Source organism: Rathayibacter sp. AY1G1, from assembly GCF_002932095.1.
In the GTDB taxonomy this organism is placed as follows: Bacteria; Actinomycetota; Actinomycetes; order Actinomycetales; family Microbacteriaceae; genus Rathayibacter.
In genome coordinates, this window is record NZ_PSUZ01000013.1 from 73,996 (window position 1) to 100,679 (window position 26,684).

Consider the following 26,684-nt stretch of genomic DNA (forward strand, 5'->3'; position numbering starts at 1 on the left):
GTCCGTGTCCCGCCCTGCGGATCCGACGATGGGCTCCGCCCGCGCATCGAGAGCCCGCGCTGAACTCCGACGCCGAGCGTCCGCCGGCGCCGTCCCTGGCACTCCTCGGGCACCGAGCATCGCCCGCGTCCCGAGACCTCGAGCCGGAGGAGTCGGGCGGAACCGCCGGCCCTAGGTCGCGGCGGGGACCTGCTCGCCGATGCGACCGGTGCGGATCACGCGGTCGAGCAGCAGGTCGAAGTTGTGCGCCATCTCCTGAGCGCTCTCCCCGGGCCAGACGTGCACGGGCTTCGCCGCGCCCTGCGCCTGCTGGAGGGAGGTGCGCTCCGGGAGCTGCGGGCTGAGCACGAGCGGTCCGAACATGTCGCGCAGCTCCTTGATCCGGAACTGGTGCTCCAGCGACTGGACGCGGGCGCGGTTGACGATGATGCCCAGCGGCTGGAGGCGCGGGCTGAGTCCGCGGCGGATCTCCTCGATCGCCCGGAGCGCCCGGTCGGCGGCGGCCACCGAGAACAGGCCCGGCTCCGTGACGACGGCGACGCGGTCGCTCGCGGCCCAGGCCGTGCGGGTCAGGGCGTTGAGCGAGGGGGCGCAGTCGATCAGCACGAGGTCGTAGTCGGCCTCGACGCTCGCGAGGGCCTCCTCGAGCTTCCAGATGTCGCGGATGCTGGGGTGCGGCCCGTCGAAGTTGATCGCGGAGGGGCTGCCGATCAGCACGTCGATCGTGCCGTGGTGCTCCTTGGTCCAGCCGGAGGGGGCGATCGCCGAGCGGACGATCTTCTCCTTCGGCGACGTCAGGACGTCGGCGATGTTGAGGTGGCCGGCGACGTTGATGTCCATTCCGGTCGACACGTCGGACTGGGGATCGAGGTCGACGACCAGCGTTCGCAGGCCCTTCGAGAACGCCGCGGATGCAAGGCCGAGCGTCACCGTGGTCTTGCCGACGCCGCCCTTGAGGGAGCTCACGCTGAGTACATGCATGGCTGACTACTTTACGTTCCTCCGGGCGGCAGAACCTAACCGTTCGCTGCACGCGCCGTCCGCGCCGCCTCCGGAAGCGGGCCGCACTAGCAGTCGGAGCGCGCTCCGACCAAGCCGCCCGGCGCGATCCGGGCCCGCCGGTACACTCGTCCTGAGCGGAAGGAGGCTCGTTCGCATGGATGAGCGCAACGACGAACAGCCCGACACCGGCACCGGTCCCACGCCGCGGACCGCCATGGACGCGGCTCGGGAATCGGGTCAGTACTCCCCGCGAGCGAGCGACACCGCTCCGACCCTCCTGCCCGACGGCGTGCGGATCACCCCGCCCGGCCCGCGGCGCCGCTCCACCGCCCCCGCTCCGGTCGAGGACGAGGACGCGATCGACGTCGGCCGCCTCGGCCTGCCGCCCTCGCGCTCGCACGCTCTCGCGCCCCCGGAGCCGAGTCCTGCTCCGACCCCCTCACCGGCTCCCGCTCACCCGTCCGGCGCGAACGGACCGGTCTCGGCGGGGATCCCCGCCCGAGCGGAGTCCGCCGAGAAGCCCGCGGCGTCCGAATCCGCGGGGGAGCCCGCCGCCGTCCCCACGCGCCGCGACCGCCTCCGCGCCGAGTCCTCGAGCGCCGCTCCCGCCCCGTCCGCGCCGAGCGCCGCCGTCCCCGAGTCGGCGTCGATGCTCACCCCGGACAGGCTCCTGGAGGTCAACCGCAAGACCCGTCCCGCTCCCACGGGCGGCTGGCACCGCTTCCTCTACGGCCTGACATTCCACACGGTCAACCTCGGCGACTCCGCGAAGGTGAAGGCGTGGAAGGCGATGGACGAGCGGATCGGCCGGCAGTTCGAGGGCGGCACCCGCTTCGTCCCGGTCATGACCCGCAAGGGCGGCGTCGGCAAGACCACGGTCACGACGCTCCTGGGCATGGCCCTCGCCGACGCGCGCGAGGACCGCATCATCGCGGTCGACGCGAACCCCGACCGCGGCACCCTGGCCGAGCGCGTCCCCAAGCAGACGCGGGCGACCGTCCGCGACGTCGTGAACCGCGCGGCCGGCGTGACCGGGTTCACCGAGTTCTCGACGATGGTCTCCCGCGACGAGACCCGCCTCGACGTCCTCGCCTCCGACACCGACCCGCAGCTCTCCGAGGCCTTCGACGAGGACGACTACAACGTGGTCGCCGACCTGGTCGAGCGCTTCTACTCGATCATGCTCACCGACTGCGGCACGGGCATCGTGCACTCGGTGATGCGGCCCACGCTGCAGCGCGCCGACACGGTGGTGATCGTCTCGGGCGGCAGCGTCGACGAGGCCCGCCTGGCCTCCGAGACCCTCACCTGGCTGGACGCGAACGGCTACGGCGCCCTGGTGCGCAACGCGGTCGTCGCGCTCAACACGGCGACGCAGGGCACGAGCCTGGTGAAGCTGGAGGAGATCGAGTCGCACTTCCGCTCCCGCGTCCGCGACATCGTCCGGATCCCCTACGACCCGGTGCTCGCCGCCGGATCCGTGGTGAAGTGGGAGCAGCTGCGCGAGGGCACGAAGGACGCCGCACGCCTGCTCGCCGCGCTCGTGGTCGAGGGCATGCCGGTCCGACGTGTCTGAGCCCCGGGGCTCCGAGGCGGCGTCCGCCGCGTTCCAGGACCCCACCGACGGACCCGACGCGACCACCGACTCCTTCGACCTGATCGTCATCGGGGCCGGCTCCGGCAACTCGATCGTCGGTCCGGAGTTCGACGGCCTGCGGGTCGCGATCCTCGACGACGGGGAGTGGTTCGGCGGCACCTGCCTCAACGCCGGCTGCATCCCGACCAAGATGTTCGTCCATGTCGCCGACGTGATCACCGACGTCGACCAGGGCGGCCCGATCGGCGTCCACTCCCGCCTGCGCCGCCCCGAGTGGGCCGAGGTGCGCGACCGGGTCTTCGGCCGGATCGACGCGATCAGCGAGGGCGGGTTCGAGTACCGCGATCAGCGCTCCCCGAACGTGACCGTCCTCCGCGAGAGCTTCGGCTTCGAGTCGCTCGGAGACGGCGACCGCCCGCACGTCCTCGTCAGCGCCAGCGGTGCCCGCATCAGTGCTCCGCAGGTGGTCGTGGCCGCCGGCTCGCGGCCCAGGCCGCTCCTCGCCGCGTACGAGCCGGACCCCCGCATCCAGGACTCGTCCTCGGTCATGCGGCTCGACGAGCTCCCCGAGCGGATGCTGATCCTCGGCGGCGGCGCCGTGGCCGTCGAGTTCGCCCACGTCTTCTCCTCCTTCGGCACGGCCGTGACCGTCGCCGTCCGCGGCGACCGCCTCCTCCGCGCCCTCGACGAGGACGTCTCGCGCCGGTTCACCGGGATCGCCGCCGAGCGGTACACGGTGCTCACCGGAGTGAGCGCCGAGAGCGTCGACGCCCGCCCTGACGGGCTCCGCGTCGCCCTCAGCGACGGCACGACGGTCGAGACCGACCTGCTCCTCGTCGCCCTCGGCCGCGACCCCAACAGCGACACGGTCGCCGCCGCCTCCGTCGGGATCGATCTGCACGAGGACGGCCGGATCAGCGTCGACCCCGAGCAGCGCGTCCTCTCCGGCGGACGCCCCGTGCCCGGCCTCTTCGCCCTCGGCGACGTGTCGTCCCGCTGGCAGCTCAAGCACGTCGCCAACCACGAGGCGCGCCTCGTGGCGCACAACCTCCTGCACCCGGGCGAGATGCTCTCCGACACCCTCTCGCCGGTGCCCGGCGCGATCTTCGCCCACCCGCAGATCGCCCACTTCGGGCTCACCGCGGCCGAAGCGCGAGACCACGGCCTGGACGTCGTCACCGTCACCCAGGAGTACGGCTCCACCGCCTTCGGCTGGGCGCTCGAGGACGACTCCAGCGCCTGCCTCCTGGTCGTCGGACTCGACGGCGCCCTCCTCGGCGCGCACATCATCGGGCCGCAGGCCAGTATCCTCATTCAGCCGCTCGTCCAGGCCGCCAGCGCCGGCACCGGCATCCGCGGACTCGCCCGCAGCCAGTACTGGCCGCACCCCGCAGCGAGCGAAGTCGTCGAGAACGCCCTCCTGAGCGCGGAGGAGGCCCTGAGGGAGCGCACCACATGACCGAACGCCAGATCCGCATCTTCGGGGACCCGGTGCTGAAGACCCCGTCCACGACCATCGAGACGGTCGACGCCGGCGTCCGCGGCCTCGTCGAGGACCTCGTCGACAGCGTCCGCCCGCCCGGACGCGCCGGCGTCGCAGCCCCCCAGATCGGCGTCAACCTCCGCGCCTTCAGCTACAACGTCGACGGCGTCATCGGCTACATCCTCAACCCCGAGATCATCGAGCTCAGCGGAGACCCGCAACCGGTCGACGAGGGCTGCCTCTCCGTCCCGAACCTCTGGTACCCCGCGATCCGCTACCCGCACGCGAAGGTCCGCGGCACCGACCTCGACGGCAACGAGATCGTCCTCGAAGGCGACGGCCTCATGGCCCAGGCCCTCCAGCACGAATGCGACCACCTCGACGGACGCCTCTACCTCGACCGCCTCTCCCAGGACGACCGCCGCGCCGCCATGAAGGCCGTCCGGGAATCCGACTGGTTCTGAGTTGGATTCCGAGCCGGTCCCTGCCCGGCTCGGCGCGGTCGGCTCGGCGAGGTGGGGCGTTCCATGGAGCGTCGTGCGTTCCGCCGACGGGAAAGCGCTGGGACGCGCTTTCCCGGATACGGCTGTGTTGAGGGGGAGCCGGTCTCTGCCCGGCTCCGCGCGGTCGGCCTTTCGAGGTGGGGATGTTCCGTTGAGCGTCGTGTGTTCCGTGGACGGTGAAGCGCTGGGACGCGCTTTCCCGGATACGGCTGTGTCGAGGGGGAGCCGGTCCCTGCCCGGCTCCGCGCGGTCGGCTTTTCGAGGTGGGCGCGTTCCATGGAGCGTCGTGCGTTCCGCCGACGGTGAAGCGCTGGCACGCGCTTCACCGGATACGGCTGTGTTGAGGGGGAGCCGGTCCCTGCCCGGCCCGGCGCGGTCGGCACCGCGACAGGGGCGCGTCGAGGAGAGCGTCGTGCGTTCCGCCGACGGGATAGAGCTGGGCGCGCTGTCCCGGAGGCGGCTGCGATCGGGACGGCCTGCTGGTGACGCGGGGAGAGCGCGGGGTCAGCGGAGGGAGATGCCCTCGGTGGCGGGGGCGGCGGAGTAGACGGCGGCGATGGTGTCGGCGAAGTCGGCGAGGATGACGTTGCGCTTGATGCTCATCTTCGGAGTCAGGTGACCGCTCGCCTCCGTGAACTCGGTCGGGAGGATCACGAACTTCCGGATCGACTCGGCGCGGGACACGCGCTCGTTCGCCGCATCGACGGCCCGCTGCACCTCGGCCAGAACGACCGGGTTCACGGCCGCGTCCTCGAGTGAGAGGCCCTTGTCCTGCCCGTTGTTCGCGAGCCACGTCGGCAGCATCTCGGAGTCGAGCGTGACCAGAGCGGCGATGAACGGGCGCTGATCGCCGACGACGACGACCTGGCCGACCAGCGGGTTCGCGCGGATCGGATCCTCCAGCGCCGCCGGAGCGACGTTCTTGCCGCCGGCGGTGACGATGATCTCCTTCTTCCGCCCGGTGACGCGCAGGTACCCGTCCTCGTCCAGAGTTCCGAGGTCGCCCGTGCGGAACCACTCGCCGTCGAACGACTCGGCCGTCGCCGCCTCGTTGTTCCAGTAGCCGCCGAAGACGTCGATGCCGCGCACCTGGATCTCGCCGTCGCCCGCGATCCGGATCGAGACGCCGGGCATCGCCGGGCCCACCGAGCCGATCTTGAAACGCTCGGTGCGGTTGACCGTGGCGGGCGCCGTCGTCTCCGTGAGGCCGTAGCCCTCGAGGATCTTGATGCCGAGGCTGTGGAAGAAGTGCCCGAGCCGGTCTCCCAGCGGCGCCGAGCCGGACACGGCGAAGCGGACGTTCCCGCCCATGGCGGTGCGCAGCTTCGAGTACACGAGCCGGTCGAAGAGGAGGAACTGCAGCTTCAGCGCAAGCGGCACCGAGCCCGCCTCGAGCGCCATCGAGTGGGCGACGGCGACGTCGGCCGCGCGGCGGAAGATCTTCCCCTTCCCCCCGGCCTCGGCCTTCTGCTCCGCGGAGTTGTAGACCTTCTCGAACACGCGCGGCACGGCCAGGAGGAACGTCGGCTTGAAGGACGCGAGCGAGGGGAGCAGCTGCCTGGTGTCGGCCTGGTGCCCCACCTTCACCCCGCCGTGCACGCAGAGGATCGCGATGAAGCGGGCGAACACGTGCGCCGTGGTGATGAACAGCAGCGTCGACGCGCCGGGCTGGTGGATCAGCTCCGTCAGGGCGACCGCCGAGTTGCGGCTGAGCTCGACGAAGTTCGAGTGCCGGATGATGCAGCCCTTGGGGCGGCCGGTGGAGCCGGAGGTGTAGATGATCGTCGCGATGTCGGTGCCGGTCGCCAGCGAGCGGCGGCGCTCGATCTCGGCGTCCGGCACGTCGACGCCGCGCGCGACGAGCTTGTCCAGATCGCCCAGCCCGATCTGCCAGGCGAGTCGGACCTCGGGAAGGTCGGCGCGGATCTCGTCGAAGCGGGCGAAGTGCTCGGGGGTCTCGACGATCACGGCGTGCGCGCCGGAGTCGGTGAGGTTCCACTGCACCTGCGCGGGGGAGGAGGTCTCGTACACCGGGACGAGGATCCCGCCGGCGAACCAGACGGCGAAGTCGATCAGCGTCCACTCGTAGCGCGTCTTGCAGATCAGCCCGACCTTCTCGCCCGGCTCGAGGCCGGCGGCGACGAAGCCCTTCGCGAGGGCCGTGACCTGGTCGAGGAACTCCTGCGCCGTCACATCGCGCCAGCCGTCGCCGTCGGGCAACGCGAAGAGCGGGCGATCGGGCGTCTCGCGGACGCGGTCCAGCAGGAGGGCGGTCGTATTGGCCTGGGGATCGGCCGGAACCACCAGGGGGGAATCGAACTGGTCCACGGCAACTCCTTCGGTACCTGAATGAACGTCGTCTCCACCCTACCGGCGCGGCGCAAGCTGTGGATCCGTTCAGGGTAACGATCCAGCGGTGGCTCCGCGAGGAGGGCCGACACGCGTCGCCGGGTCTCGCCGCTGAGCCGCATCGGAGCGCTCGCGGTCACTACACTCGTCCTGGCCGCCGCTCAGGGCGGCCCGCCGACGCTGCCGCGCCGGTGGCGACGGGAAGGCGGTTCGCGTGCACGCGATCGGGATCGACATCGGCGGCACGAAGATCGCCGGAGCCCTGGTCGACGAGTTCGGGGGGATCCTCCGCGAGGACCGTCGGCCCACTCCTGCCGGGCACCCCGAGCTGATCGTCGACGTCGTGGTCGAGATGGTCGAGCATCTGCGCTCCGGCCTGCTCCCGGGAGACGTCTCCGCGGTCGGAGTCGCCGCCGCCGGCTTCATCGACGCCTCGCAGTCGATCGTCTACTACGCCCCGAACATCAACTGGCGCAACGAGCCCTTCCGCGAGAAGCTCTCGGCCCGCATCGACCTGCCGATCATCATCGAGAACGATGCGAACGCCGCCGGCTGGGCCGAGTTCCGCTACGGCTCGGGCCGCCTCGTCAGCGACATGCTGATGCTCACCATCGGCACCGGAGTGGGTGGCGCGATCGTCATCAACGACCGGCTCCTGCGCGGCGGCTTCGGCGCCGCGGCCGAGATCGGGCACATGCGCGTCGTCCCCGGAGGCCTGCCCTGCGGCTGCGGCGCCCGCGGCTGCATCGAGCAGTACGGCTCGGGCCGCGCGCTCCAGCGCTTCGCCGGCGAGCTGGCCGACGCGGGCGGGATCGGCCAGGGTATCGCCGACGCCCGCGCCCGCAACGGCGGCGAGCTGAACGGCCACCTCATTTCCGAGCTGATCACCGCCGGCGACCTCGGCGCCCTCGCGGCGCTGCGACAGCTCGGCCACTGGCTGGGCGAGGCGGCGGCCAGCCTGAGCGCCGTCCTCGACCCGCAGATGTTCGTCATCGGCGGCGGAGTGGCGCAGGCGGGCGACCTCCTGCTGGACCCCATCCGCCAGGCCTACCTCGACAACCTCCCCGCCCGGGGCTACCACCCCGAGCCCGAGTTCCGCATCGCGGAGCTCGTCAATGACGCCGGAGTCGTGGGGGCCGCCGACCTGGCGCGCCTGCACGCGAGCTCCCTCTAGCGGCACCCGCCGCACCCGATCTTCCGCACCGCCGAGGAGCCCGATGTTCTACTGGTTCATGAAGCACATCGTCGCGGGCCCGCTCCTGAAGACGATCTTCCGGCCGTGGGTGGTCGGCGCCGACAAGGTGCCGCAGAACGGCGGCGTGATCCTCGCGAGCAACCACCTCTCCTTCATCGACTCCGTGATCCTCCCGCTGGTGATCGAGCGGAACATGGTCTTCCTCGCCAAGAGCGACTACTTCACCGGCAAGGGCCTCAAGGGCTGGGCGACGCGGACGTTCTTCACCGCCACGGGGATGCTGCCCATCGACCGCTCCGGTGGCAAGGCGTCGGAGGCCTCGCTCAACACGGGCCTCCGCGTCCTCGCGGGCGGCCACGCCCTGGGCATCTATCCCGAGGGCACGCGCAGCCCCGACGGCCGCATGTACCGCGGCCGCACCGGTGTCGCGCGCATGGTCCTCGAGGCCCGCGTGCCCGTCATCCCGGTCGCCATGATCGACACCGCGCGCATCATGCCCATCGGCAAGCGCCTGCCGAAGCTGGGCCGCATCGGCATCGTCTTCGGGGAGCCGCTCGACTTCAGCCGCTTCGAGGGCATGGAGGGCGACCGGTTCATCCTCCGCTCGATCACCGACGAGATCATGTACGAGCTCCTCGCCCTGAGTGGCCAGGAGTACCTCGACGTCTACGCGACCTCGGTCAAGGAGAAGCGCGCGGCCCTCACCCGCTGAGCGCCCGCTCGACGCCGGGGGCCCCTCCCGGCCGAGCGCCCTGCCAGGCTATAAGCTCGTCAACCGCTGCCGTCCGTCCGGACGGCGGCCCTCCGCGCGCCGCTGGCGCCCGTCAGAACCGGGAACACCCTCGTGGTCATCGATCCGAACGAACCGTACGTCCTCGCCGCCCCCTCCGTGGTCGCCGGCCTGGACTATTGGCGCGAGCTCGAGATCAAGCAGCAGCCGCAGTGGCCCGATGCGGAGGCCGTGCGAGCGGCGTCCGCCGAGGTGGCCGCGCTCCCTCCGCTGGTGTTCGCCGGCGAGGTCGACCAGCTGCGCGAGCGTCTCGGAGCCGCGGCCCGCGGCGAGGCGTTCCTCCTGCAGGGCGGCGACTGCGCCGAGACCTTCGCCGGAGCGACCGCCGAGCAGATCCGCAACCGCGTCAAGACCGTGCTGCAGATGGCCGTCGTCCTGACCTACGGCGCGAGCATGCCCGTCATCAAGATGGGCCGGATGGCCGGCCAGTTCGCGAAGCCGCGCTCGAGCGACCTCGAGACCCGCGGCGACGTGACCCTGCCCGCCTACCGCGGCGACATCGTCAACGGCTACGACTTCACCCCGGAGTCGCGCGCCGCGGACCCGCGTCGCATCGTGCAGGGCTACCACACCGCCGCCTCGACGCTGAACCTCATCCGCGCCTTCACGCAGGGCGGATTCGCCGACCTGCGCCTCGTCCACTACTGGAACAAGGGCTTCACCGAGAACCCGCAGAACCAGCGCTACGAGCAGCTGGCCCGCGAGATCGACCGCGCGGTCAAGTTCATGGTGGCGTGCGGGGCCGACTTCGAGGGCATGAAGCGCACCGAGTTCTACACCGGCCACGAGGGCCTGCTGATGGACTACGAGCGCCCCATGACGCGCATCGACTCGCGGACCGGCACGCCGTACAACACCTCCAGCCACTTCATCTGGATCGGCGAGCGCACCCGCGAGCTCGACGGCGCGCACGTCGACTTCCTGTCGCGGGTGCGCAACCCGATCGGCGTGAAGCTCGGCCCGTCGACCACGCCCGAGACGATGCTCGAGCTGATCGACAAGCTCGACCCCGAGCGGGAGCCCGGTCGCCTCACCTTCATCACCCGCATGGGTGCCGGGAGGATCCGCGACGCCCTCCCGCCGCTGCTCGAGGCCGTCAAGCGGAGCGACGCCCTGCCGCTGTGGGTGACCGATCCGATGCACGGCAACGGGCTGACGACGCCGACCGGCTACAAGACCCGTCGCTTCGACGACGTGGTCGACGAGGTCAAGGGCTTCTTCGAGGCGCACCGCGCCGCGGGGACGCACCCGGGCGGCATCCACGTCGAGCTCACGGGCGACGACGTCACCGAGTGCCTCGGCGGCTCGGAGCACATCGACGAGGCGACGCTCGCCACCCGGTACGAGTCGGTCTGCGACCCGCGCCTCAACCACATGCAGTCGCTCGAGCTCGCGTTCCTCGTGGCGGAGGAGCTCCGGGGCCGCGCGATCTGATCCGACCCCGACCGCCGGTCGAGTCCTCGTTGAGGGCTCGACCGGCGGCGTCAGGTCGTGATGGTGATCGACAGCTGGATCGTCGTGCCGCGCTGCACGAGATCGCCGGCCTTGTTGGACTGGTTCGTGACCTTGGTCAGCTCGTTCGGCGCCGCGTCGATCAGCGGGCCGAGCGTCGTCAGGGAGTAGCTCCACGACAGGTCCGCCGCCTCGAGGGCCGCCTTCGCCTCGTCGCGGTTCATCCCCACGACGTTCGGCACGGCGACGGGCTCGGGCCCCTTCGACACGACGACCGAGACGGTGTCGCCGGTCACGGCGGGCGCCTCCGGGTTCGCCTGCGTGAGGACGACGCCCGCGGCCACGGTGTCGCTCCAGTCCTCGCCGCTGCGGTCGAGGGCGAGACCGGCCGCCTCCGCCTTCGCCGTCGCGTCGTCGATCGAGAGGCCGACGACGTTCGGGATCGGTCCGAGGCTCACCACCATCGCGATGGTGCTGGTCTCGGACATCGTCTCGGGCAGCGCCGATCCGTCCGGCAGCGAGGCGGAGACGACCACACCGGCGTCGACGTCGGCGTCGAAGATCTTCGAGACGTCGCCGACGGTGAAGGAGCCGCCCGTCACCGCGGCGGCAGCGTCGGCCTCCGAGAGGCCGGCGAGAGACGGGACCGGCAGCTGGCGCGGCCCGCTCGAGACGGTCAGCGTGATGACGGAGCCCTTGTGCACCCCCTGCCCGCCGGGCGGATCGGAGCTCACCACCGTCCCCGCGGGCACGGTGAGGTCGGGCGTCTCCTGCGGCTGCACCTCGAAGCCCTGCGCCTGCAGCTGGGCCGTCGCGTCCTGCTGCGACTGGCTGACGACGTCCGGGATCGACACGATCGCGCCGGGTCCCTCGCCGAACCACCAGGCCGTCCCGCCGCCGATGAGCGCCAGGAGGAGCACGACCACCGTGAGCAGGACGCCGCGACGCCGTCGGACGCGGCGCCTGCTCGCGAGCCGGGCGACGGTGTCGTCGTCCTCGTCGACCACGAGTACCGCTCCGGGCGCCGGCGCCGGGTCGAAGACCGAGGTCTGCCCGGGCTCCGCCGGATCGAAGACGGCCGTCGCGGGCGCCGGATCGGCGACGGGCGCCGGGAGCGGGGTGACCGCCTGCGTGTCGCCGCGGCGGTCGCTCGGTGTGATGCCCATGAGCCGCTCGGCCTCGAGCAGCTGCGCGAGCATGACACCGGCGTCGCGGGGCCGCATGTCCGGGTCGCGCTCGGTCGCCCAGAGGACGAGCTCGTCGAGCGAGGTGGGGACGGAGGCGACCGTCGCGCTGGGGTACGGGACGGAGTCGTTCGCGTGCTGGTACGCGATCTGCATCGGCTGCTCGCCCGTGAAGGGCTGCTCTCCGGTGAGCATCTCGTAGATCATGATCCCGATGGCGTAGATGTCGCTGCGGGTGTCGGCGGTGCCCCGCGTGACCAGCTCGGGGGAGAGGTAGGCGATCGTGCCGAGGAGGGCCTGACCGGAGGCGGTGTTGGCGGAGGCGGCGCGCGCGAGGCCGAAGTCGCCGATCTTGATCCGGCCGTCGTCGGCGAGGAGCACGTTCTCGGGCTTGAGGTCGCGGTGGAGGATCCCGGCGCGGTGCGCGGCGGCGAGACCCGAGAGCACGGAGTGCATGATGTCGACGACCTGCTGGGCGGTCAGCCGGCCGCGCTCCTTGAGCAGGTCGCGCAGGGTGATCCCGGGGAGGTACTCCATCACCAGGTAGGCCATGTCCGAGTCCTGGCCCTGGTCGAAGACGCTGACCACGTTCGGGTGGGCGAGACGGGCGGCGGAGCGCGCCTCCTGGACGAAGCGGTTCTTGAACGTCGCGTCGTCGGAGAGGTGGCCGTGCATGACCTTCATCGCCACGCGGCGCTCGAGGCGCTGATCGTGCGCGAGGTAGACCGTCGCCATGCCGCCGCGGGCGATCCTCGAGCGCACCTCGTACCGGCCGTCGACGAGACGGCCGAGGAGAGGGTCGAGCTGGCTGGTGGTCACGCGACGAGTCTAGGCAAGACCCCCGGGGGAACCGGTGAGCGACGCCCGGGCGGCGCAGGACGGGCCCGACTCCTTCTCCGGGGCGCCCGCAGTTGGCGGCCCTCCGGGCTCGTGGCAGTCTTGACGCGTGACCGACTCGTCCGCTTCCCCCGCCACCTCGACCGATTCCGAGCTCGAGTGGCTGACCGTCCCCGACCTCGTGGAGCTGACCGGGCTCGGCGCCGGCCGGGTCCGCCGCCTCCTCGAGGAGCGCCACCTGCTCGGCACCCGCCGCGACGGCGTGCTGAAGGTCCCCGCCCTCTTCCTCCGCGACGGGGAGCCGATGAGCGAGATCCGCGGCACCGCGATCCTGCTCGCCGACTCCGGCTTCACCGACGACGAGGCGGTCGACTGGATGCTGACGGTCGAGGAGAGCCTGGGCACGAGCCCGATCGTCGCCCTCCGCGCCGGCCGCAAGGCCGAGGTCCGGCGGGTCGCCCAGGCCCTGGCCTGATCCCGCCCGTCCGCTCCTAGGAGGTGCGGACCGTGACCTGGGCGGCCAGCTCGCGCAGCTCCGCCACGCCCTCCGTGCGGAGCGGCGCGTCGGGGAGGACCGCGATCGCCGCGGCCACCTCCTGGTCGATGCGCTCCTCGAGCCGCTCGAGGGCGCCGCTGCCCGCGATGATCTCCTGCGCCCGCGCGATGGACGCCGCGTCGGCGTCGTTCCGGCCCACGACCGCGTCGAGCTCGGCCCGCTCGCCCGGCGAGCACGCGCCGCGGGCGAGGCCGAGCAGCACGGTGCGCTTGCCCTCCCGCAGATCGTCGCCGGCCGGCTTGCCCGTCACTGCCGGGTCGCCGAAGACTCCGAGGACGTCGTCGCGCAGCTGGAAGGCGATCCCGACCGGGAGCCCGAAGCGGCGCAGGGCGTCCAGCTGCGCGTCGTCGCCGCCGGCGAGGGAGCCGCCGATCACCAGCGGCGCCTCGATACTGTACTTCGCGCTCTTGTAGACCACCACCCGCTCCGCCCGCTGCAGGTGCTCGTGCTCGGGGTGCTGCACCCACGCGCTCTCCTCGAGGATGTCGAGGTACTGGCCCAGCGTGACCTCGGTGCGCATCAGGTTGAACTCGGCGCGCGCGCGCTCGGCCGCGACTCGATCCCCGAGCGACCACTCCGCCGCGGCGAAGATCTCGTCCGACCAGACCAGGAGGAGGTCGCCGAGGAGGATCGCGGAGGAGCGGCCGAACTCGTCGCGGTCGCCGGTCCAGCCGCCGTCGGCGTGGAAGGAGGAGAAGCGCCGGTGGGCCGCGGGAGCGCCGCGGCGGGTGTCGGAGTTGTCGATCACGTCGTCGTGGACGAGGGCGGCGGCGTGGAACAGCTCCAGCCCGGCGCCCACCCTCGCGATCGGATCGGAGCCGCTCGGATGGGCTTCGCTCGAGGTGCTCGACACCGCGTTCCAGCCCGCCTCGCAGAAGCGCGCGCGGAACCGCTTGCCCCCGCTGAGAAAGTCCCGCGAAAGGTCGCCGAGGGCGGAGACGTCCTCTCCTATGGAGCGCAGAATTGGCGTGCGCCCGGTGAGGAATTCATCGATTCGGAGCTGGACGCGATCGACCAGTCGAGAGCTGTGGTTCACCCGACCAGCCTATGCACCGAAGGTGCCTGGTGCCCGCGTCGGGCTCGGTCTACACTGAAGCGCCGCCCGACCGGTCGAGCCCAGACGCCGCCTATTCCGGTGCCGATCCCCGAAAGGGTCGACGCCGCACCCTGAAGGGGTCACGATGCCGCTTTCGGAACACGAGCAACGGCTCCTCGATGAGATGGAGCGGAACCTCTACCAGAACGACGCCGATTTCGTGGCGGCGGTCGGCAAGGGGCGCGGCGGCACCAACTACCGGGCCCTCGTGCTCGGCATCCTGCTCGGCATCCTCGGTCTCGCCGTGCTCGTCGCGGGCGTGGTCGTGCGCCAGCCCCTCGTCGGCATCCTCGGGTTCGCCTTCATGCTCGGCGGCGTGATCGTGGCCATGCGCCCGGCCGCCGGCGGCTCCGCTGAGCCCGGCCTGCCCGACGTCGGCCGTCCGTCGAAGCCCCGCTCGGGCAACCGCCAGGGGTCCGGCTTCATGGACCGACTGAACGACAGATGGGACAACCGCGGAGACGGGCGCGGCTAGCCCCCCCCCTCCGCTCCACCACAGGGTCGATCCTCACGGATCGGCCCTTTTTTCGTGCCCGCGGCCTCCCTCCCGCGACCTTCCCCCTCCACTTCGCCCCGCTGTCGCGATTCCGCGGAAACACGCGGATGACCGGGGCCTCTCCGGCGCGCCCCGCGCCGCGCCGGGGTTGTGAGTGGGGGGAAGTGGAGTACTGTGGAGGACACACCATCCTTGGCCGGAAGAAGTGGGGGGCAGTCCGTGTTCCTCGGCACCTATTCCCCCAAGCTCGACGAGAAGGGCCGCGTGATCCTCCCCGCCAAGTTCCGCGACGAGCTCTCCTCCGGAGTCGTCGTCACGCGCGGCCAGGAGCGGTGCCTGTACGTGTTCAGCCAGGCCGAGTTCGAGGTGATGCACGAGAAGATCCGGCAGGCGCCGGTGACCAGCAAGCAGGCGCGGGACTTCCTCCGGGTGTTCCTCTCGGGCGCGAGCGCCGAGACGCCGGACAAGCAGAACCGCGTGACCCTCCCGGCTCCGCTGCGTGCGTACGCGGGCCTCGACCGCGACCTCACCGTCATCGGAGCGGGCAACCGCGCCGAGATCTGGGCGCAGGGCGCCTGGGAGACCTACCTGCAGGAGCAGGAGTCCGTGTTCTCCGACACCCAGGAGGAGGTGATCCCCGGCCTGTTCTAGGTCCTGTCGCGCGACTCCCAGCCACTCGGCGCCCGGACGCACCTTCCCCGGTGTCCGGACGCGAGGTGGATGGGGATCGGACGACAGGAACGGGAACGGCGGGACCGCCATGGCAGAGAACACTCCGAAGGGCGCTCCGCGCCCGACCGAGGAGCGGCACCTCCCGGTGCTGCTCGAGCGCTGCGTCGAGCTCCTGGCTCCGGCGCTGGAGCGCGACGGGGCGGTCGTCGTCGACGCGACGCTCGGCATGGGCGGGCACTCGCTCGCGCTGCTCGAGCGCTTCCCCGGCCTGCACCTCGTGGGCCTGGACCGCGACCCCGAGGCGCTGCAGCTCGCGGGGGAGCGGCTCTCCGCCCACGCCTCCCGGATCGACCTCGTGCACGCCGTCTACGACGAGCTGCCCGACGTGCTCGACGAGCTGGGCATCGACACGATCGACGGTGCGCTCTTCGACCTCGGCGTCTCCTCGCTCCAGCTCGACGAGACCGAGCGTGGCTTCTCCTACTCCAAGGACGCGCCGCTGGACATGCGGATGGACTCGACCGCCCCGCTCACGGCGGCGAGCATCCTCGCCGACTACGACGAGACCGCCCTGCGCCGCATCTTCCACGAGTACGGCGAGGAGCGCCTCGCCGCGCGCTACGCCAAGAAGATCGTGGAGGCCCGTCGCGAGGCTCCGCTGGAGCGCTCCGGCCGTCTCGTCGAGATCATCCAGGCGGCGACCCCGGTCGCGATCCAGCGGAACGGCCACCCCGCCAAGCGCGTCTTCCAGGCGCTGCGGATCGAGGTCAACCAGGAGCTGTCCGTCCTCGAGCGGGCGATCCCCGCCGCGCTGGGCCGGATCAACGAGGGCGGGCGGATCGTCGTCGAGGCGTACCAGTCGCTCGAGGACCGGATCGTCAAGCGCGCGCTCCAGGCCGCGTCCTCCTCCACCGCCCCGGCCGGCCTCCCGATGGAGCTGCCGGAGCACCGACCCGAGTTCCGACTCGTCATCCGCGGAGCCGAGCTCGCCTCCGACGACGAGAAGGCCCGCAACCCCCGAGCGACACCCGTGCGTCTGCGCGCGGCCGAGAGGATCAGGAGCACCGCATGAGCGCCACCGCCGTCGTCGACCCCGCCGTCATCGACACCGCCCGCCGAGCACGCCCCGAGGAGGAGGCGCCCCGCCCCCGCATCGAGGCCGTCCCGGCCGGTCAGGCGCAGTCGCGCCCGAAGCTCGTCTACGGGATCGTCGCCGTCGCCGGCCTCTTCGCGATCATCGTCGTCCAGCTCCTGGTGAGCGTCGGCCTCTCGCAGGGGGCCTACCAGATCTCGGCGCTGCAGACGGAGCAGAAATCGCTCACCCGCAGCAACGCGGAGAAGCAGGACGCCGTCGACACGCTGAGCTCGCCGCAGAACCTCGCCACCGCCGCGCAGGGCCTGGGCATGGTCGCCAATACCGCGCCGGTCTACCTCCGCCTCTCGGACGGCGCCGTGCTGGGCGACCCCTCCTCCGCCGCGTCGAGCGAAGTCGCGGGCACCGCCTCCGCGCCGCTCGTGCCCAACGCCCTCGTCCCGGCTCTCCAGCCCGGCGCGAGCGCGTCCTCCCCGGCTGTCGACGGTGCGGCCGTACCGTTGCAGGGCGAGCTGCCCGCGCCCATCACGCACTGACGCACGGCGTCGCGGTCCGCCTCCGCGCGGGCACCCGCCCCGCGGGGCGCACGACGACCATCCGGACCCGACGAACGGCGGCCCGCCCGCCCGGAGCAAGAAGGACACCGCCGCAGTGAGACACCACCGCTCGAGCAGACGCCGCACGGCCGTCACGTTCGTCATCATCGTCGCCGTCGTCGGACTCTTCATCGGCAAGCTGGTGGACATCCAGATCGTGCGGGCGAACGAGCTCACCGATGCGGCCGCCCAGAACCAGTCGAACAGCGTCGTCACCTACGGCCAGCGCGGCCCCATCGTGGACCGCTCCGGGACGGTGCTCGCGGACACCACCACGCGCTACCGGCTGACGACCTCGCCGAAGAACGTGGCCGAGTTCCCGCGCGAGCTGGGCGAGGACCAGAAGGTCATGGTCAGCGTGCAGCAGGCCGCCTCCGAGATCGGCGCGATCACCGGGCAGTCGGTCGAGCAGATCACCGGAGCGGTGGACGCCGCGCTCGCGAAGGACGCGAAGGCCAACTACCTGATCCTCTCGGAGGGGCTCGACCTCGAGGCCTACCAGAAGCTCGTCGCGCTCGACATCCCGTGGACCTACTTCGAGACCCAGCAGGGACGCAGCTACCCCAACGGCGCGGTGGCCGGCAACCTCGTCGGCTACGTCGGGGCGGACGGAGCGGCCCAGGAGGGCATGGAGTACGCGGAGAACACCTGCCTCGCGGGGCAGAACGGGTCCGAGAGCTACGAGCGCAGCGCCGACTACGTCCGGATCCCGGGCAGCACCGTCTCGGAGACCCCGGCCGTCGACGGCGGGACGCTGAAGCTCACCATCGACTCCGACCTCCAGTACTACTCCCAGCAGGTCCTCTCGCAGCGCGTCGCCGAGGTCGGCGGCAGCTACGGGATCGTCGTGGTGCAGGAGGTCAAGACCGGCAAGCTGCTCGCCGTGGCCGAGACGCCGACCGTCGACCCCAACAACGTCGAGGCGAGCGCCTCCGCCGACCGCAGCTCGCGCGCGTTCCGCGCGCCGTTCGAGCCGGGCTCGACCTTCAAGCCGATGACGGCCGCGATGCTGATCGACCAGGGCCAGGCGGGCCCGACGACCCAGGTCGTCGTCCCGGACTCCTTCGAGAAGGACGGCGCCTCGTTCAGCGACGACTTCGCGCACACCCCGACGAACTACACGCTGACCGGCATCCTCAAGGACTCGTCGAACGTCGGCATCTCGATGCTCGGCTCCCGCCTGTCGGCCCAGACCCGCTACGACTACCTGCAGAAGTTCGGTCTCGGCACGCCCACTACGAGCGGCTTCCCCGGCGAGGAGGGCGGCCTGCTCGCCGACTACCAGGACTGGGACAACCAGACGAACTACACGACGATGTTCGGCCAGGGCGTCTCGGCGACCGCGGTGCAGGTCGCGAGCATCTACCAGACGCTCGGCAACGGCGGAGTGCGGCTCCCGTCGCAGCTGATCGACGGCTGCACCACGGCCGACGGCTCCGTCGTGGACGTCCCCGATGCGACGGGCACCCAGGTGGTGTCGAGCTCGGCCGCGAAGCAGGTCGTCGACATGCTGCAGACGCACTACAACGAGGGCTGGCTGGCGAACGACATCCACGTCGACGGCTACAACATCGCCACCAAGACCGGTACCGCGCAGCAGCCCGACGGCAAGGGCGGCTACTCGAAGAGCTACACCGTCTCGCTCGCCGGGCTCGCGCCGGCGGAGGACCCGGAGTACGTCGTGACGGTCACCATCGCCGATCCGGTTAAGATGAACACGTCCCAGGCGACGGCTCCCGTCTTCCAGCAGGTCATGACCCAGGTGCTCAAGACCAACCGGGTGGAGCCGTCCACGGTGCCGCCCGTCGAGTACCCGACGACGTGGTGAGCCCCGCCGGGACCACGATCCACGCACCAGAACGAGAGAAAGAGCGGGCAGTGCACGACCCTCGCCCGCAGTCCTCCCTCCGCCCCGAGCACCCCGTGCCGCGGAGCCTCTCGCAGCTCGTGGCCGAGTTCTCCCTCGGCCCGGTCCGCGGCCTCGAGGGCGTCGAGGTGAGCGGAGTCACGCTGGACTCGAACCAGGTCGAGTCCGGGGACCTCTACGTCGGTGTCGCAGGACGCCGTGCCCATGGCGCGGCCTTCGCGTCGGCCGCCGCGGCGTCCGGAGCCGTCGCCGTGCTGACCGACCCGGCCGGAGCGGAGCTCGCCGCCGACAGCGGCCTGCCCGTGCTGGTGACCCCCGACCCGCGGGCCGCCCTCGGCGACGTCGCCGCGTGGATCCACCGCACCCGCGAGGACGTCCCGACGCTCTTCGGCGTGACGGGGACCAACGGCAAGACGAGCGTCGTCTACATCCTCGACGCGCTGCTGCGCCGGCTCGGAGTCGTCTCCGGCCTCAGCTCCACCGCCGAGCGCCGGATCGGCGACGTCGCCGTGGTCAGCTCGCTGACCACTCCCGAGGCGAGCGAGCTGCACGGCCTGCTCGCTCGGATGCGCGAGTCCGCCGTCCGCGCGGTCTCCATCGAGGTGTCGGCGCAGGCGCTCACGCGGCACCGGATCGACGGCCTCGTCTTCGACGTCGTCGGCTTCACGAACCTCAGCCACGACCACCTCGACGACTACTCCGATCTGCGCGAGTACTTCGAGGCCAAGGCCGACCTCTTCGAGCCGGAGCGCGCACGCCGCGGCGTCGTCACGGTCGACAGCGCCTGGGGGCGCGAGCTCGCCGAGCGCAGCCGCATCCCCGTCGCGACGCTCGCCGGCTCTCCGGTCGTCGGAGTCGCCCCGACGACGCCCGCCGACTGGTCGATGACGGTGCTGGACGCGACGCCCGACAGCACCACCTTCCGCCTGGAGGGGCCCGAGAACCGCTCCGTCGTCGTCACCGTCTCGCTGATCGGCTGGTACATGGCGTCCAACGCCGCGCTGGCGATCGTGATGCTGGTGGAGTCGGGCTTCGACCTGGACGCCGTCGCGCACGCGCTCGAGGACAGTCGTCTCGACGTCTACATCCCGGGCCGCGCGGAGCTCGTCTCGGGGGAGCGCGGACCGCGCGTCTACGTCGACTACGGCCACACCCCCGACGCGTTCCAGAACGCGCTCGAGGCGCTGCGGACCATCACGCCCGGCCGCCTGTTCATGGTGTTCGGGGCGGACGGGGACCGCGACACGACCAAGCGGAGCGACATGGGCGCCATCGCCGCCCGCCTCGCCGACGTCGTTGTCGTCACCGACTTCCACCCGCGCTGGGAGGATCCGGCCGCCATCCGCGCCGCGCTCCTCCAGGGCGCCCGGGCCGCCGTGCCCGACCGGGAGATCCACGAGATCGCCGACCCGCGCGCCGCCGTGCGCGCCGCCGTCGCCCTCGCGCGCGAAGGGGACTCGATCCTCTACGCCGGGCCCGGCCACGAGGACCACCAGGAGATCGCAGGAGTGCACATGCCGTATTCGGCCAGAGACGACGTCCGTCACGCGCTGCGCGAGGCGGGCTGGCTGTAGATGATCGCCCTCACCCTCACCGAGATCGCCGAGGCCGTCTCCGGACGCCTCCACCTGGCCGGCTCGTCCGCCACGGCCGCCACCGTGATCGACGGAGCGACCGAGACCGACTCCCGCGAGATCGCGCCCGGCGGGATCTTCGTCGCCAAGCGCGGCGAGCACACCGACGGCCACCTCTTCGCTCCCGCCGCTCTCGAGCGCGGTGCCGCGCTCCTCATCGTGGAGCGCCCGCTCGACCTCGACGTGCCGCAGGTCCTCGTCGACGACTCCGTCGAGGCGCTCGGAGCGCTGGCGACCGAGGTCGTCCGGCGCGTCCGCGCGAAGGGCGGGCTCACCGTCATCGGCGTCACCGGCTCGAACGGCAAGACGACGACCAAGAACCTCCTCCGCACCGTCCTCGAGCGGGTCGGAGAGACGGTCGCTCCGCGCGGATCCTTCAACAACGAGGTCGGCGCGCCGATCACGATGCTCCAGGTGTCCGAGTCGACGCGCTTCCTCGTCGCCGAGATGGGCGCGAGCGCGGTCGGCGAGATCCGCCGCCTCGTCCGGATGGCCAGGCCCGACGTCGGCGTCGTCCTCGCCGTGGGCCTCGCGCACGCCGGCGAGTTCGGCGGGATCGAGCGCACGCTCGAGGCCAAGACAGAGATGGTCGCCGACCTCACCGCCGACGACGTCGCCGTGCTGAACGCCGACGATGGCCGGGTCGCCTCGATGGCGGGCCGCACCGCCGCCCGGGTCCTCTGGTTCGGCCGCGGCGAGAGCGCGGACGTCCGCGCCGTCGATATCGACGCGACCGCCGACGGCACCCGCTTCGCCATCGAGGTCTCGGCGGGGGAGGGCCGCGAGGCCGCTCGCGCCGAGCTCCTGCTGCGCGTCCTCGGCGAGCACCACGTGATGAACGCCCTCGCGGCGACCGCCGCCGCGCTCTCTGTCGGAGTGGCGCTGCCCGCGATCGTCGAGGCTCTCGCGACCGTCACCCTCGCCGAGCGCGGCCGCATGGAGGTCCTGGGCGGCGAGGACGTCCGCATCATCAACGACGCGTACAACGCGAGTCCCGACTCCACCGCGGCCGCCCTGCGCACCCTCGCCCAGATCGCGAAGCCCGGGGGGCGCACCGTCGCCGTCCTGGGAGAGATGAGCGAGCTCGGCGAGTGGGCCGACGAGGAGCACGAGCGCGTGGGCCTGCTGGCCGTGCGCCTCAACATCTCCCAGATCGTGGTGGTGGGCCGAGGCGCCCGCCGGATCCACGTCGCGGCCGAGCGCGAGGGGTCGTGGAGCGGCGAGTCCGTCTTCGCGGAGACCTCCGACGAGGCGTTCGACCTCCTCGAGGACTACCTGCGACCCGGCGACACCGTGCTGGTCAAGTCGTCCAACTCCGCGGGGCTGCGCTTCCTCGCCGACCGTCTCGGGGAGCGTCACCGATGAGGGCACTCCTCCTGTCCGGCGCGTTCTCGGGAGCCTTCACGCTCCTGATGACGCCCCTGTTCATCCGCCTCTTCCACCGCCTGCAGTGGGGCCAGTTCATCCGCGAGGACGGACCGAAGTCGCACCACGTCAAGCACGGCACGGCGACGATGGGCGGCATCGTCATCATCATCGGCACCGTGGTCGGCTACTTCCTCGGGATGCTGTTCGGCAACCGGGCGATCGCGCCGTCGGCCCTGCTGGTGCTCTTCATGATGGTCGGGCTCGGACTCGTCGGCTTCGTCGACGACTTCCTGAAGACCCGCAACCAGCGCAGCCTCGGCCTCGGCGGCTGGGCGAAGATCGCCGGCCAGGTCATCGTCGCCGCGGCCTTCGCGGTGATCGCGATCATGGTCCGCGACTCCAACGGGCTCACCCCCGCGTCCACCTCGATCTCGTTCATCCGCGACCTGCCGTTCGACTTCGCCTCCCTCGGCTGGATCGGCATCGGCCTGTTCGTGCTGTGGATCTGCATCATCGTCACCAGCACGTCGAACGGCGTGAACGTCGCCGACGGGCTCGACGGACTCGCGACCGGGTCCTCGATCCTCGCGATCGGCTCCTACGTCATCATCGGGTTCTGGCAGTCGAACCAGTGGTGCTTCGACCAGCACCTCAACCCCGAGGTCGTCGACAAGTGCTACCAGGTGAGCGACCCGTTCGACCTGGCCATCATCGCGGCGGCCGTCTCCGGTGCCCTGGTGGGCTTCCTCTGGTGGAACACCTCGCCGGCGCAGATCTTCATGGGCGACACCGGCTCGCTCGGCCTCGGCGGCGCGCTCGCGGCCCTGGCGATCCTCACCCGCACCGAGCTGCTGGTCATCCTCATCGGCGGCCTGTTCGTCATCGTGACCGGCTCGGTCATCCTCCAGCGGATCTACTTCAAGCTGACCCGGGGCAAGCGCATCTTCCTGATGAGCCCGCTCCACCACCACTTCGAGCTCAAGGGCTGGGCCGAGATCACCGTCGTGGTCCGGTTCTGGATCATCGCCGGCATCTTCGTCGCCGCCGGAGTCGGGCTCTTCTACCTGGAATGGCTGTCGCTGGCATGACCGATCCCGCCCGTCCCGACTCCCTCCGCAGCTGGCACTCGGACTGGCGCGGCCTGCGCGTCGCCGTGCTGGGCCTGGGCGTCACCGGGTTCTCGGTGGCCGACACCCTGACCGAGCTCGGCTCCGAGGTGCTGGTCCTCGCCGACCGCGCCGACGAGGAGCGCGAGCGCCTGCTCGAGGTGATCGGCGCCCGCCTGCACCGGGCCGACCGCCTCGACTCCGCTCCGGAGGAGCTGCACGCGTTCGCACCGGAGCTGGTCGTGGTGTCGCCCGGCTTCCGGCCGACGCACCCGATCCTCGTGTGGGCGGCGGAGTCCGGGATCCCCGTGTGGGGCGACGTCGAGCTCGCCTGGCGCGTCCGCGACAAGGTCGTGCGCGCCGACGGCACTCCGGCGGAATGGGTGGCCGTCACCGGCACCAACGGGAAGACCACGACCGTCCAGCTCACGGCGACGATGCTCGTGGCCGGCGGCCTCCGCGCCGCCCCCTGCGGCAACATCGGCGTGCCCGTGCTCGACGCGGTCCGCGACCCGCAGGGCTTCGACGTCCTCGTCGTGGAGCTCTCGAGCTACCAGCTGCACTACCTGGGCGCGATCGAGCCGATCGCGAGCGTGTGCCTCAACATCGCCGACGACCACCTCGACTGGCACGGTTCGTTCGACGCCTACCGCGCAGCCAAGGGCAAGGTCTACGCCGGCACCCGCGTCGCCTGCGTGTACAACCGCGCCGACGCGGCGACCGAGCAGATGGTGCTCGACGCCGAGGTGGTGGAGGGCGCCCGGGCGATCGGGTTCGGCCTCGGCGTGCCCGGCCCGAGCGACTTCGGGATCGTCGACGGCATCCTCTGCGACCGCGCCTTCCTCGAGGACCGCCGCACCAGTGCCCTCGAGATCACCACCGTGGACGAGCTCGCCGCTCGGAACCTCGCCGCTCCGCACATCGTCCAGAACGTGCTCGCCGCGGCAGCGCTCTCCCGAGCGTGCGGGATCGAGGTCACGGCCGTCCGCACCGCGCTGGCGTCCTTCGAGCTCGACGCCCACCGCATCCAGGTCGTCGCCGAGCACGACGGGGTGACCTGGGTGAACGACTCCAAGGCCACGAACCCGCACGCCGCCGACGCCTCGCTGCGCGCGTACCCGTCGGTCGTCTGGGTCGTCGGCGGCCTGCTCAAGGGCGTCGACGTGGACGCCCTCGTGGCCGCGCACGTCGGCCGCCTGCGGGGCGCCGTGGTGATCGGCGCCGACCGCTCGGCGCTGCTCGCGGCATTCCGACGACACGCGCCCGCCCTCCCCGTGAGCGAGGCGGTGCCGGACGACACTGGTGCGGTGATGCAGGCGGCCGTCGAGGCGGCCGCGACGCTCGCCCGCTCGGGGGACGTCGTCCTGCTCGCACCCGCCGCGGCCTCGATGGACCAGTTCCTCGACTACGCGGCTCGGGGCCGCTCCTTCGCGGCCGCCGTGGCGACACACCTGGGAGGGGGAGCCGATGACCGCTCCGACGACGAGCCGCCCCGCGGGCCGCTCGCGCACTGAGCCGCGCGGGAAGGACCGGAGTGGGGCCCGCTCCGCGCGGATCGTCCTCTCGAAGGTCTTCGCCTCCCACTCGCCGAACTTCTACCTCCTCTTCGGAACCACGCTCTTCCTGGTGCTGTTCGGACTGACGATGGTGCTCTCCTCCTCGTCGGTCACCTCCTACGTGTCGAGCGACGACTCCTTCGGGGGCTTCCTGCGCCAGGGCGGGTTCGCCCTCCTCGGGATCCCGATGATGCTGGTGGTCTCGCGGCTGCCCCTCGGCGTGTGGAAGCGCGTGACGCCGATCTTGCTCATCGCCGGCTGCGTCCTCCAGTGCCTCGTGCTCTTCACACCGCTCGGCGACTCCGTCGGCGGGAACCGCAACTGGATCCGCCTCGGCGCCTTCAGCATGCAGCCCTCCGAGATCATCAAGCTCGCGCTCGCCCTCTGGCTGGGGCTCCTGCTCGCCCGCCGCTACCGGTCGCCGAAGGACTGGAAGGACGCGCTCATCCCCGTCCTGATCGTCGGCGGCGCGGCGATCGGACTGGTCCTCATCGGAGGCGACCTGGGCACGGTCGTGATCATGGCGGGCATCGTCCTCGCCGCGCTCTTCTACGCGAACGTTCAGATGAAGGTCCTCGTGCCGATCGTGGTGGTCGGTGCGATCGGAGCGGTGCTGTTCGCCGTCTCCAGCGACAACCGCCTCACCCGGATCATGTCCTTCCTCGGCGACTGCTCCAACGTCGAGGAGTACCAGAACTCGTGCTGGCAGCCGGTGCACGGCACCTGGGCGATGGCCTCCGGCGGGATCTTCGGCGTGGGCCTCGGCAACTCCAAGGCCAAGTGGTCCTGGCTGCCCGCCGCGGACAACGACTACATCTTCGCCATCATCGGCGAGGAGCTCGGGCTGATCGGAGCGATCGTCGTCCTGGCGCTGTTCGTGGTCCTCGCGGTCGCCTTCTTCCGCGTCATCCACGCGTCCTCCGATCCGTTCGTGCGGATCAGCACCGGCGCGATCATGGTCTGGCTGATCGGCCAGGCGTTCGTCAACATCGGCGTGGTCCTGGGGGTGCTCCCGGTGCTGGGAGTCCCGCTGCCGCTGATCTCCTCCGGAGGCACCGCCCTGCTCAGCTCGCTCCTCGCCATCGGCGTCGTCCTCTCCTTCGCCCGCACCCAGACCGCGCCCCTGCCCGGCGCGGGCGTGCTGCGCCGCAGGAAGGCGGCGGCGGAGTGACCCGCTACCTCCTCGCCGGCGGCGGCACCGCCGGCCACGTCAATCCGCTGCTCGCGACGGCCGATGAGATCCGCAGGCGGAACCCGGACGACGAGGTGCTCGTGCTCGGCACCGCCGAGGGGCTCGAGGCCCGCCTCGTCCCCCTCCGCGGCTACGAGCTCTCGGTGATCCCGCGGCTGCCGTTCCCGCGCAGTCCGAACGCGGCGGCGCTGCGGTTCCCCGGAGCCTTCCGTGCGACCATCGCCGGCATCGTCCGGACGATCCGCGACCGGCGGATCGACGCGGTGGTCGGCTTCGGAGGGTACGCGGCAGCACCCGCCTACCTGGCGGCCCGCCGCGCCGGCGTCCCCTTCACCGTCCACGAGGCCAACGCGCGCCCCGGGCTCGCCAACCGCCTCGGCGCGCGCGCGACCCGCTCGGTCGGCGTGGCCTTCGAGGGCACGCCCCTGCCGCACGCGCGGGTCGTCGGCATGCCGCTGCGCCGCGAGATCGCCGAGCTCGACCGGGCCGCGCGCCGCGACGAGGCGATGGCGGCGCTGGGCCTCGACCCGTCCCGGCAGACCCTCCTGGTGACCGGCGGCTCCCTCGGCGCTCGACGGATCAACGCGACAGTGCACGCCGCCGCCCGGGATCTCGTCGCCACCGGCTTCCAGGTCCTCCACATCACGGGCGACCGCGCCGAGATCACGGACCCGGGGGTGGCCGGCTACCACCTCCTCGCCTACTGCGACCGGATGGACCTCGCGCTGTCCGCCGCGGACGTGGCCGTCTCCCGCGCGGGGGCGGCGACCGTCAGCGAGCTGACAGCCCTCGGCCTGCCCGCGGTCTACGTCCCGTACCCGGTCGGCAACGGCGAGCAGCGCTTCAACGCGCGCGGCGTCGTCGACGCCGGGGGAGCGGTCCTCGTCGAGGACGCCGCCTTCCTCCCCGGCTGGGTCCAGCGGGAGCTCGTACCGCTCCTGGCCGACACCGCCCGTCGCGACGAGATGGCGCGCCGGGCCGCCCGCGTGGGAGTCCGCGACGGCTCCGGGCGGCTCGTCGACCTGATCGAGTCGACCCTCTCCGCTCCGCGCTGAGCCCG

22 protein-coding genes are annotated in these 26,684 nt (G+C 71.7%); 18 read left to right on the forward strand and 4 right to left on the reverse strand.

The genetic code is table 11. The features are described 5' to 3' along the window. Positions 1 to 171: 171 nt before the first annotated feature. Positions 172 to 981: a ParA family protein gene (locus C5C36_RS09140; RefSeq protein ID WP_104222576.1), complete on the reverse strand. Its 810-nt coding sequence runs from the start codon at positions 979 to 981 to the stop codon at positions 172 to 174. A gap of 175 nt (positions 982 to 1,156) precedes the next feature. Between C5C36_RS09140 and C5C36_RS09145 the strand changes: the two genes are divergently transcribed. From C5C36_RS09145 to def, 3 genes are read left to right on the forward strand one after another with little or no spacing between them, the layout of a single operon-like run. Beyond that, positions 1,157 to 2,578, forward strand: coding sequence for a MinD/ParA family protein (locus C5C36_RS09145; RefSeq protein ID WP_258063289.1), 1,422 nt, complete (start codon positions 1,157 to 1,159; stop codon positions 2,576 to 2,578). Next, positions 2,571 to 4,058 (forward strand): mycothione reductase, encoded by a 1,488-nt coding sequence (locus C5C36_RS09150; protein WP_104309612.1) that lies wholly within the window; start codon positions 2,571 to 2,573, stop codon positions 4,056 to 4,058. The genes C5C36_RS09145 and C5C36_RS09150 overlap by 8 nt, the downstream gene beginning before the upstream one ends. Beyond that, positions 4,055 to 4,546, forward strand: a complete 492-nt coding sequence (gene def / locus C5C36_RS09155; RefSeq protein ID WP_104222578.1) for a peptide deformylase — start codon at positions 4,055 to 4,057, stop codon at positions 4,544 to 4,546. The genes C5C36_RS09150 and def overlap by 4 nt, the downstream gene beginning before the upstream one ends. Positions 4,547 to 5,089: 543 nt before the next feature. On the opposite strand, the gene C5C36_RS09160 is transcribed toward def, so the two are convergent. Beyond that, positions 5,090 to 6,913 carry a long-chain fatty acid--CoA ligase gene (locus C5C36_RS09160; protein ID WP_104257314.1) on the reverse strand — a complete coding sequence of 608 codons (1,824 nt, stop codon included), beginning with the start codon at positions 6,911 to 6,913 and terminating at the stop codon, positions 5,090 to 5,092. Positions 6,914 to 7,148: 235 nt separating this feature from the next. On the opposite strand from C5C36_RS09160, the gene C5C36_RS09165 reads away from it, so the two are divergent. The 3 genes from C5C36_RS09165 (at position 7,149) to C5C36_RS09175 (ending at position 10,353) form a co-directional block, all read left to right on the forward strand. Beyond that, positions 7,149 to 8,108: an ROK family glucokinase gene (locus tag C5C36_RS09165; protein ID WP_104222580.1), complete on the forward strand. Its 960-nt coding sequence runs from the start codon at positions 7,149 to 7,151 to the stop codon at positions 8,106 to 8,108. Positions 8,109 to 8,151: 43 nt separating this feature from the next. After that, a complete protein-coding gene (locus tag C5C36_RS09170) occupies positions 8,152 to 8,841 on the forward strand; it encodes a 1-acyl-sn-glycerol-3-phosphate acyltransferase (RefSeq protein ID WP_104222581.1) in 690 nt (229 codons plus the stop codon). Positions 8,842 to 9,018: 177 nt separating this feature from the next. After that, on the forward strand, positions 9,019 to 10,353 hold the full coding sequence (locus C5C36_RS09175) for a class II 3-deoxy-7-phosphoheptulonate synthase (RefSeq protein ID WP_104222617.1): 1,335 nt from the start codon (positions 9,019 to 9,021) through the stop codon (positions 10,351 to 10,353). A 50-nt stretch (positions 10,354 to 10,403) separates the two neighbouring features. On the opposite strand, the gene pknB is transcribed toward C5C36_RS09175, so the two are convergent. Next, the gene (gene pknB / locus C5C36_RS09180; RefSeq protein WP_104250750.1) at positions 10,404 to 12,374 is read right to left on the reverse strand and encodes a Stk1 family PASTA domain-containing Ser/Thr kinase; all 1,971 of its coding nucleotides are present in this window, start codon (positions 12,372 to 12,374) and stop codon (positions 10,404 to 10,406) included. Between the two features lie 127 nt (positions 12,375 to 12,501). On the opposite strand from pknB, the gene C5C36_RS09185 reads away from it, so the two are divergent. Further along, complete coding sequence (locus C5C36_RS09185; RefSeq protein ID WP_104222583.1) at positions 12,502 to 12,867, forward strand: Rv2175c family DNA-binding protein; 366 nt, start codon at positions 12,502 to 12,504, stop codon at positions 12,865 to 12,867. Positions 12,868 to 12,883: 16 nt separating this feature from the next. Here C5C36_RS09185 and C5C36_RS09190 read toward each other — a convergent pair whose 3' ends face one another. After that, the gene (locus C5C36_RS09190) at positions 12,884 to 13,984 is read right to left on the reverse strand and encodes a polyprenyl synthetase family protein (protein ID WP_104238695.1); all 1,101 of its coding nucleotides are present in this window, start codon (positions 13,982 to 13,984) and stop codon (positions 12,884 to 12,886) included. Between the two features lie 145 nt (positions 13,985 to 14,129). Between C5C36_RS09190 and C5C36_RS09195 the strand changes: the two genes are divergently transcribed. The 11 genes from C5C36_RS09195 (at position 14,130) to C5C36_RS09245 (ending at position 26,679) form a co-directional block, all read left to right on the forward strand. Next, on the forward strand, positions 14,130 to 14,519 hold the full coding sequence (locus C5C36_RS09195; protein WP_104222585.1) for a DUF3040 domain-containing protein: 390 nt from the start codon (positions 14,130 to 14,132) through the stop codon (positions 14,517 to 14,519). Between the two features lie 240 nt (positions 14,520 to 14,759). Continuing rightward, the gene (gene mraZ, locus C5C36_RS09200) at positions 14,760 to 15,191 is read left to right on the forward strand and encodes a division/cell wall cluster transcriptional repressor MraZ (protein ID WP_104222586.1); all 432 of its coding nucleotides are present in this window, start codon (positions 14,760 to 14,762) and stop codon (positions 15,189 to 15,191) included. Between the two features lie 109 nt (positions 15,192 to 15,300). Continuing rightward, positions 15,301 to 16,284, forward strand: coding sequence for a 16S rRNA (cytosine(1402)-N(4))-methyltransferase RsmH (gene rsmH, locus C5C36_RS09205; protein ID WP_104225374.1), 984 nt, complete (start codon positions 15,301 to 15,303; stop codon positions 16,282 to 16,284). Next, complete coding sequence (locus tag C5C36_RS09210; RefSeq protein WP_104309613.1) at positions 16,281 to 16,841, forward strand: hypothetical protein; 561 nt, start codon at positions 16,281 to 16,283, stop codon at positions 16,839 to 16,841. Before rsmH ends, C5C36_RS09210 begins: the two co-directional genes overlap by 4 nt. A 115-nt stretch (positions 16,842 to 16,956) precedes the next feature. Next, positions 16,957 to 18,729: a penicillin-binding protein 2 gene (locus tag C5C36_RS09215; RefSeq protein WP_244229623.1), complete on the forward strand. Its 1,773-nt coding sequence runs from the start codon at positions 16,957 to 16,959 to the stop codon at positions 18,727 to 18,729. Positions 18,730 to 18,779: 50 nt separating this feature from the next. Further along, the gene (locus tag C5C36_RS09220) at positions 18,780 to 20,342 is read left to right on the forward strand and encodes a Mur ligase family protein (protein WP_104238697.1); all 1,563 of its coding nucleotides are present in this window, start codon (positions 18,780 to 18,782) and stop codon (positions 20,340 to 20,342) included. Further along, positions 20,343 to 21,767 (forward strand): UDP-N-acetylmuramoyl-tripeptide--D-alanyl-D-alanine ligase, encoded by a 1,425-nt coding sequence (gene murF, locus C5C36_RS09225; protein WP_104247145.1) that lies wholly within the window; start codon positions 20,343 to 20,345, stop codon positions 21,765 to 21,767. Next, positions 21,764 to 22,858, forward strand: coding sequence for a phospho-N-acetylmuramoyl-pentapeptide-transferase (mraY, locus tag C5C36_RS09230; protein WP_104222591.1), 1,095 nt, complete (start codon positions 21,764 to 21,766; stop codon positions 22,856 to 22,858). Before murF ends, mraY begins: the two co-directional genes overlap by 4 nt. Then, complete coding sequence (murD, locus tag C5C36_RS09235; protein ID WP_258065530.1) at positions 22,840 to 24,390, forward strand: UDP-N-acetylmuramoyl-L-alanine--D-glutamate ligase; 1,551 nt, start codon at positions 22,840 to 22,842, stop codon at positions 24,388 to 24,390. The genes mraY and murD overlap by 19 nt, the downstream gene beginning before the upstream one ends. After that, complete coding sequence (ftsW, locus tag C5C36_RS09240; RefSeq protein ID WP_104222593.1) at positions 24,344 to 25,603, forward strand: putative lipid II flippase FtsW; 1,260 nt, start codon at positions 24,344 to 24,346, stop codon at positions 25,601 to 25,603. Before murD ends, ftsW begins: the two co-directional genes overlap by 47 nt. Continuing rightward, entirely contained in the window at positions 25,600 to 26,679 is a 1,080-nt protein-coding gene (locus C5C36_RS09245) for a glycosyltransferase (protein ID WP_104309614.1), read from the forward strand. The genes ftsW and C5C36_RS09245 overlap by 4 nt, the downstream gene beginning before the upstream one ends. The last annotated feature ends 5 nt before the right edge of the window (positions 26,680 to 26,684 follow it).